Raw genomic sequence first — 7,414 nt, forward strand, 5'->3', positions numbered from 1 at the left:
ATGATCACCCTTGGCGTGATGCGCCCGATCTGGAGCGCCGTCCAGAACCGGTCGTTCGAGGACGGAGAGAACGAGCCGTTCTTTGCGATTTTCGACGAGTTCGATGCCATCGCGAGTCAGAATCTCGATGTCAAAAATATGCTTGCACGGGCACGTTCAATGCGCCTATCGGTGACGATAGCCTGCCAGTACCCCGAGCAACTCAAAGAAGCGGGCGTACTGAGCGCCGTCAAAGCGAACTGTAACAACCCGGTGATCTTCCGACTCCCGAACGACGAGGACGCCCGACCCGTCGCGAAGCTGTTCAAAGGGTATAATGAGGAGGATTTGATGGAGACCGAGAACTACCAGGTCTGGACACGAATCCCGATCAAGGGCGGGATGCAGTACTCGGACCCACTGAAAATCCATACGTTCGCGCCGTATCCACCACTTCGGTCGGAAGGGGACGCTGAGGACGTGATTCATCGGAGTCTCAGTACCTCACAAAGCATCCTCGGCCAACTGTTTCTGAAGCCTGAGTTCTGTGTCGGAGCGGTTGCTCTGACGGTCTCGACGAGAGAAGCATGGACGAATCGAAGGCGAGCCGTCGCTGTCGGCGGCGGTCTGCCGCCGACGCGACAGCGTCGCCACTCATACCGCAGGCTAGCCCGACCGAAAGTTACCGGGTAAACCGGTCGTCCGGTGGCCGGTTCGCGGGGACGGCCCGACGCGTCGCGAGGGCCGTCCACGCTGCCCGTCGGACCATGTTGATGAACTCCTTGAACGACCATTGCCAGAGGCGACGCCCCCCACGGCGGGGCGTCGCCACGTACTCCCAATGTAGAAACCGCCAGACGTTCTGTAACAGCAAGCTCACCACCACGTACAACAGCCGTACGACCGGATTCTGTGTTGAGGTCGTCGCAATACTTTGCTCGGAGAGTCGATAGCTGGCCTCGATACCGAAGCGTTTCGCGTAGTGGTATCGAGCGTCTCGTGGCGTGTCGATGAACGGCGCGTCAGCGGCGTAGCCGTGACGCGCCACGCCGTGTTCATCGTACCGCCCGTTCTGGTAGGTACAGTCGATGTAGACGGGAAAATCGACGGTCCAGCTGTGACCGTCGAGTTTCGCCGTCAGACTGTGTTGAATCACGCGACTCCAGCCTTCCGAGAGTTCTTGCTTGATCGTCCGTCCCCAACGGACGATCGGCATAACGTAGGCGTGGTTGTGTGCCTGAAGCAGCGTCAAACACTTACTATCGTAGAATTCGCGGTCAAGGTAGACGGCCTTGACACCGAGGTCAAGGCCGTCAAGGATGCCAAGAAACTCTGCGAGGACGCCGCTGGCGGTGTCGCCGTCGGTAAGACGGCGCACCGCCAGTGTGTAGCGTTTGTTCTTCACACGCGCGTAGAGTGTGGCGTAGGCGTGGAACGCGGTGGTTCCACGCTTCGCTTGCGAGTGATAGAGACCGTCCGTGTCGTCTTCGTCGCCATAATAGGGCCGCAGGTGGAGGTCAGCGACGACCTCCACCTGCTCGGGGAGTACATCGAGAACGTCCTTCTGGAGGAGTATGTTGCCAACTTGTTCGAGCGTCTCAAGGTCGAACTTGGTGCGAAGATGGTAGAGAACTGAATTTTCGTGAGGCGCATCTTTGCTGTTCTCACAGAGCGTAGAGACCGAGGTCCCGTCGGCGCACGCGCCGACGAGGACCTCGTAAATGCCTTCAGCGTCGAGTTTGGCGTTTTCAGCGAAGGAGAGAGCAACTTCCTCGTCAAGAGAGTTGACGAGGAAGTTAAGGACCTGGTCCTCGTGGATTTCATTGTCTGCTTGCTTGGTTTTAGACACACCTTCTGCAAGCAGACGTCTCAACTAACCGGCTTTGTGATGTACTGAGGCTGAGCTACGAGCGTTTCGCTCGTAGCCGTTCGAACTCATCGTCGTCGATCTCGCCGCGGGCGTATCGCTCTCGAAGTACCGCCGCTGCGGAGTCTGTTTTGCGCTCGGTCTCGCGGCGTGTAGCGAGGTACACGAGTGCAAGAGGTATCACAATGAAGACGCCCATCCAAAGGAGTCCCCAGAGACCCATCCACTCGGGACCAGCCATCCAGCCGTCACCCCACATGTGACCGCCCCACGAGTGGGCGCCGCCGATAGCCCCGTTGGTGTGAGCGACGACCGTTCCCGTCGTCGTTGCGAGGAGCGTCGTCGCGAGAGTGGCCAGCGTCGCAGTTCTTGTTTCGAGTCGGCGTGCGAGAGTCATGTTTAGTTCACCCTTACATCTAGTACTACAACGACTGATGAATTATATCGAGTTGCTGATTCTTGTCCCCTGAGAACGTAACTTCGTCGCACGTCGCAATTTCATCATCGCGTTTCGTATACATATTCGCAGCCATCACGATTGTTCCTTAAACACAATATTAGTGGCGGACGAACCGTGAGATGGTTATGAGCTACACGATGACCCGCCGACTCGATGGTCCGTTTCAAGATGTTGTCGACTCGACCGTCGACGCGCTAGAAGCCGAGGAGTTTGGCGTGCTGAGCGACATCAACCTACAAGCGAAACTCGAAGAAAAACTCGGTCTCGAGGGATATCCGGAGTACCGCATCCTCGGCGCGTGTAACCCACCGCTAGCCGAACAAGGACTGGACGCTGAACGCGATCTTGGCGCACTGCTGCCCTGTAACGTCGTCGTCTACAAGAACGACAGCGACGTGGTCGTCAGCGCCGTTGACCCCGATACCCTGCTGGGTGTCGTCGAGAACCCAGCTCTCGACGATATCGCCGAAGATGTTCGCGAACGATTCGCCCGCGTGTTAGATGAGGTCGCTGCCGAGTACTGACAAGCTATTCTGCTGGTGATTGGCACTTCGTTCGACCTGACCTGGTTGGTCCCGTTGCCTGCGGTGGCCGCCTAAATCTCCCCCCGTTCATATTCAGGTGTTCTTTCAGAATCTTTCGTTCTATCCCCAATACTGCTCCTTATTGTGCTTCAGTTCGTACGCTGATCAATGACGGACGATTCACGTCTCTCGCGACGCGCCCTCCTCCGTGGACTCAGTGTCACAGGAATTGGTTCCCTCGCTGGCTGTTCCTCTAGTTTTGTCTCCCCATCCGACGACGAAAAGACAGTCGCCCCACGGCCAACGGTGTCGGGCGACCTGGACGTACAAACAACACTGACTGCATCTCCCGGAACGGTGTCACCGGCCTCTTCGTCGGCACAGAATTGGCTGTACAACGGATCGTTCCCTGGCAGCGAACTCCGCGCCACCGAAGGCGACATCGTTCGCGTTGATTTGCAGAACCGTCTCCCCACAGAAACGACGGTCCACTGGCATGGCCTCCCCGTCCCCAACAGTATGGACGGCGTGCCGAACGTGACTCAACACCCGATTCAGCCTGACGAGACGTTTTCGTACAAATTTCGGGCTGAACCGGCGGGAACGTACTTCTTCCACAGCCATGTTGGTCTCCAACTTGACCGTGGACTGTCTGCACCACTCGTAATCGAAGAGAAATCGCCGCATGTCGAGTATGACCGCGAATACACCGTCGTGTTCGACGACTATCTCACCCATGCACCTGAACCACTCGAGGGATCGTCGAGCGGTGGTGGCGGAATGGGCGGTATGGGTGGCGGTGGAATGGGGGGGATGATGGGTGACCAACGGCCACCGTATGCTGGCTTGCTCGTGAACGGTCGTCTCCCGGAAGATCCCGCCACATTCGACGTCAAGGAGGGAGAACGGGTCCGCCTACGCTTTATTAATTCCAGCAGTGCGACTGCATTCCGTGTCGGTATTGCCGGTCACAAACTACGGATATCGCACACTGACGGGCGACCCGTTGACACCGTCTCGGTCGATTCGTTCGTTTTCGGTGCCGGTGAACGCTACGATGCCATCGTCGAAGCGACGAATCCCGGTGCATGGGAAATACGAGGGGAAGCAGTCGATGGCTACGAACAGCCAGCTCGTGCAATTCTCCAGTATGAGAATACACCAGGGTCATTAGCTGGTCTCAATTCGTGGGGGCGGACACTCCAGTATAGCGATCTGCAAGCAAAGCAACTCCCGAAACAACTCCGTGGAAGTCCCGATCGGACGTTCGACCTGACGCTATCGCCTGAGATGGGTGGTTCGTATGGCTGGCTCATCGATGGGCAAGCATATCCCGACGCTGATCCGTTACAGATTCGGGAAGGCGAACACGTCCACGTGAAGATGACGAATCGAAGTCCAGTGCTTCATCCGATGCACCTCCACGGGCATTTCTTCCGGGTCGGAGACGCAATGAAGGACACGGTTATCGTGCCGGGTCATATGGGGTCAGTGACGTTCGACTTTTTGGCTAATAACCCCGGTAACTGGTTGTTCCACTGTCACAACCTCTATCACCTAGAATCCGGGATGGCTCGTGTCGTAGAATATATCCAAGATTAGTTGTTTGGGATTTGTGGTGATCACGGTGCGGAACGCACCACAGCTCGTCTAATTACCCCACCGGTCACGACGACGGAACAGGACGAACCGCAACAAGCCACCTTCCACTGTTTCAGTCAACTCGATTCTGCCATGACTGGTCTTGAGCACACGCACACCCCCAGTGACACGACTATCCGTTGTATCGGTCCGCTCACCACCATCGCCCACCTGCCACAGCTCTCGACACCAGGAGACGACACTGCGTCCCAGTGGAGGTACCTGCAAATGAATGAGACCACCACTTCCGGAGAGTCCAGTATTCTCGATGACTACGATGTCTCGGTCAGCGACCTTGTCGAGCACGTCCAGACACTCACTGACAGCATTGGCAACCTCGAGCAGGAAGTCGCCGAGAAAGACGAGCGAATCGATGAACTCGAACAACGAGTCGATGCCAGAGAAGACAAGGCAGACGAAGCGAAAGCCCACAGAAAGGCACTTGTCCGCAAAACGCAGTCCTCTGGCGAACACATCGATGAGTTGCAAGCCCACGAGTTCGAGAAAGGGCCCACCTGCTCGCCGACAACGTCGACAAAGACCGTATCCTCGTCGAATGTCCTCGAACACGCGAAGAACGTTGCCAAGACGAACGACGTGATGGTCACACGACTCAATTATCGAGAGGTCGCAACCCACTACGGCTGTACGTACACGAACGATGGCTATCGCGTCATGGAAGAGATGGCCGAGCGCGTTCCCGGCCTAAGTCACAACGGGAGACTATCGCGTGAAGACATCTCAACCAGAAACGTAACGGGCAAAGTTTCGGCCGATGCCAGCAAAGTGTGTCAGCGATTAGCCGCCAGGTTATCACAGGGAGCATTGACAAAAATCGACTAAATGAAAGCGATCAGTCTCCTGCACTGATACTTTGGAACTCGAAATTGGGCGATCGGGATTCAAATCGATCGAGAGCGAATTCATCGAGTGGGAACGAGCATTCACTACCCGTGATGAGAGTTCGGATTGCCGTCGCTGCAACGGGTGCACTCATCACACCCCGACCATGGAAACCAGTCGCTACTAACAGTCCCGCGGGACCATCATTCGGTGCATCGATTATCGGCCTCGTATCGGGTGTTGCGCCGTCGATCCCGGCCCACCCGTTGACGAATCGAGCTCTTTCGAACCCGTGCATGAATTTCGGGAGAAGAGTGGCGACGTGATTTCGGAACGCCTCATCATCATTCGTACTTGCGTGTTCGGGAGCATTTTCGGCAAACGACCAACCGCCGACGAGTAGGTCTCCGTTCTGTTCCGGGCGGAAGTAAACGTGTTCACCTGGAACCCATCCCATCGGAACATCCGTCACCAAACCATTTTCGAGCGTAAGTACGACACACTGCGTTCGGTACGGCTGAATGGGAAGTTGGAGATAATCACGGAGAAAGCCCTCGCTCCGCCAACCAGCAGCGACGACGACAGATGGAGCGGAATAGGTACCTGAGGTTGTTTCGACACCTTGAACTTCTCCACTATTGGTTCGGATATCTGTTACCGTGGTTTTGGTCTCAAACGTCGCTCCTCTCGACGCTGCGTCCTTTTTGAGTGTCATCGCGAACGTGTAGGGGTCGACGAACCCGGTGTCGTCGTACTTGATTGCACCGACATACTCGGAAAGGTCGAACCGAGGATAGGCCGCTTCAACCTGGTTAGCTTCGACGAACGAGACATCAATTCCCTTGGAAGCAAGGCGCTTCACGCGTCTTCGAGACTCACCTTCACGATCTAGGGTAACGAGTTCAAGACTTGGACACTCGGTGAAGGTAAATTGTCCAGTCCCGTCGTACCGTCGAAAAAATTCGATGGCGTGGTTGGCGATCGCGGGAACATCGGAATATGATGGTGCCATCGTGATTTCACCTGCAGCGAGCGCCGATGCCTCCCCTGCGATTTGTCCCCGCTCCAGAACGACTACATCATAATCACTCGCTAAGGTACGAGCGATAGCACACCCGATGACCCCACCACCAATGATGATGACATCGTCGGACTCACCCGTCATCGTATCCCCTGTCGTACCTCGCCGTGATGGACAGCGGATGAGTCGCTGGTCTCCAAGATCGACCAGTGATCTCGAGTACTCATGGTTTACTCGTACTCATGGTCCACAGCACGAAACGCCTCTTCTGCGGCTTCGAGTGCGTTGTCGATCTGCTCTTCTGTGTGTGAATAGGTGGTGAAGAAACGCTCACCCTGCATTGGATTTCCGAATAAGACGCCACTGGCGGCGGCTTCGAGCCACCAATCAGCGAACTGGTCCTCGTTGGCGTGCCAGGTATCACGGTAGCGGTGAATATCGTGGTCGGTCATGTACACCTGGCCCATCGAACCGATGTGTTGGACGTTGGCATCGATGCCGACGTCGTCGGCTACTTCCTGGAGACCGGTGAACAGACGGTCGCCGAGACGGTCGATATGCTCATAGACGTCCCGCTCGTCGAGGATTTCGAGTGTCTTCAACCCGGCCGCGGCTGAAACCGGATGACCGTTGTAGGTCCCGCCGTGGAACGTCGAGGTGTTCCACTTTGATGCTTCCTTCTTTCGCGGAGGGATGATCTCGTCCATGATTTCGGATTTGCCACCAAACCCAGCGATCTGGTAGCCGCCACCGGCAGCTTTGGCAAACGTAGTCATGTCGGGGGTGATGTCGAACCGTCCTTGTGCACTCTGCGGACCGAGTCGGAAGCCCGTCATGACTTCGTCCCAGATCAGAACGATTCCCAGTTCCTCCGTGAGGTCTCGGAGGAATTCGTGGTAGTTGTCACGCGGTAGGAGACAGCCACAGGAGAACATCACGGGTTCGATGATAACCGCCGCGAGATCGTCGGCTTGTTCACGGAGGATTTGCTCGGTCGCTTCCTTGTCGTTGTAGGGGAACACGACGACGGTGTCGCTGACGACGTCGGGAATACCCGTTCCGTAAGGAACGGTGTTGGG

General features: G+C 56.4%; 8 protein-coding genes. 4 read left to right on the forward strand and 4 right to left on the reverse strand.

The features are described 5' to 3' along the window. On the forward strand, positions 1–672 hold a 672-nt coding region (locus tag WBV42_RS03075), incomplete at its 5' end, for a TraM recognition domain-containing protein (RefSeq protein WP_423984730.1). Here the strand turns inward: WBV42_RS03075 and WBV42_RS03080 are convergent. Continuing rightward, positions 662–1,828, reverse strand: a complete 1,167-nt coding sequence (locus WBV42_RS03080; protein WP_423984731.1) for an ISH3 family transposase — start codon at positions 1,826–1,828, stop codon at positions 662–664. The genes WBV42_RS03075 and WBV42_RS03080 overlap by 11 nt on opposite strands. A gap of 55 nt (positions 1,829–1,883) precedes the next feature. Further along, on the reverse strand, positions 1,884–2,243 hold the full coding sequence (locus tag WBV42_RS03085; protein ID WP_423984732.1) for an SHOCT domain-containing protein: 360 nt from the start codon (positions 2,241–2,243) through the stop codon (positions 1,884–1,886). Between the two features lie 188 nt (positions 2,244–2,431). On the opposite strand from WBV42_RS03085, the gene WBV42_RS03090 reads away from it, so the two are divergent. The 3 genes from WBV42_RS03090 (at position 2,432) to WBV42_RS03100 (ending at position 5,314) form a co-directional block, all read left to right on the forward strand. Continuing rightward, positions 2,432–2,830, forward strand: a complete 399-nt coding sequence (locus tag WBV42_RS03090) for a DUF302 domain-containing protein (protein ID WP_423984737.1) — start codon at positions 2,432–2,434, stop codon at positions 2,828–2,830. A gap of 168 nt (positions 2,831–2,998) precedes the next feature. Continuing rightward, on the forward strand, positions 2,999–4,432 hold the full coding sequence (locus WBV42_RS03095) for a multicopper oxidase family protein (protein WP_423984733.1): 1,434 nt from the start codon (positions 2,999–3,001) through the stop codon (positions 4,430–4,432). Between the two features lie 267 nt (positions 4,433–4,699). Then, positions 4,700–5,314: a hypothetical protein gene (locus WBV42_RS03100; protein WP_423984734.1), complete on the forward strand. Its 615-nt coding sequence runs from the start codon at positions 4,700–4,702 to the stop codon at positions 5,312–5,314. A gap of 10 nt (positions 5,315–5,324) precedes the next feature. On the opposite strand, the gene WBV42_RS03105 is transcribed toward WBV42_RS03100, so the two are convergent. Both WBV42_RS03105 and WBV42_RS03110 read right to left on the reverse strand, forming a co-directional pair. Next, complete coding sequence (locus WBV42_RS03105; RefSeq protein WP_423984735.1) at positions 5,325–6,479, reverse strand: NAD(P)/FAD-dependent oxidoreductase; 1,155 nt, start codon at positions 6,477–6,479, stop codon at positions 5,325–5,327. Between the two features lie 86 nt (positions 6,480–6,565). Further along, the coding region (locus tag WBV42_RS03110) for an aspartate aminotransferase family protein (protein WP_423984736.1) at positions 6,566–7,414 on the reverse strand (849 nt) is incomplete at its 5' end.

The sequence above is a fragment of the Haladaptatus sp. genome (assembly GCF_049589095.1).
Classification (GTDB): Archaea; Halobacteriota; Halobacteria; order Halobacteriales; family Haladaptataceae; genus Haladaptatus.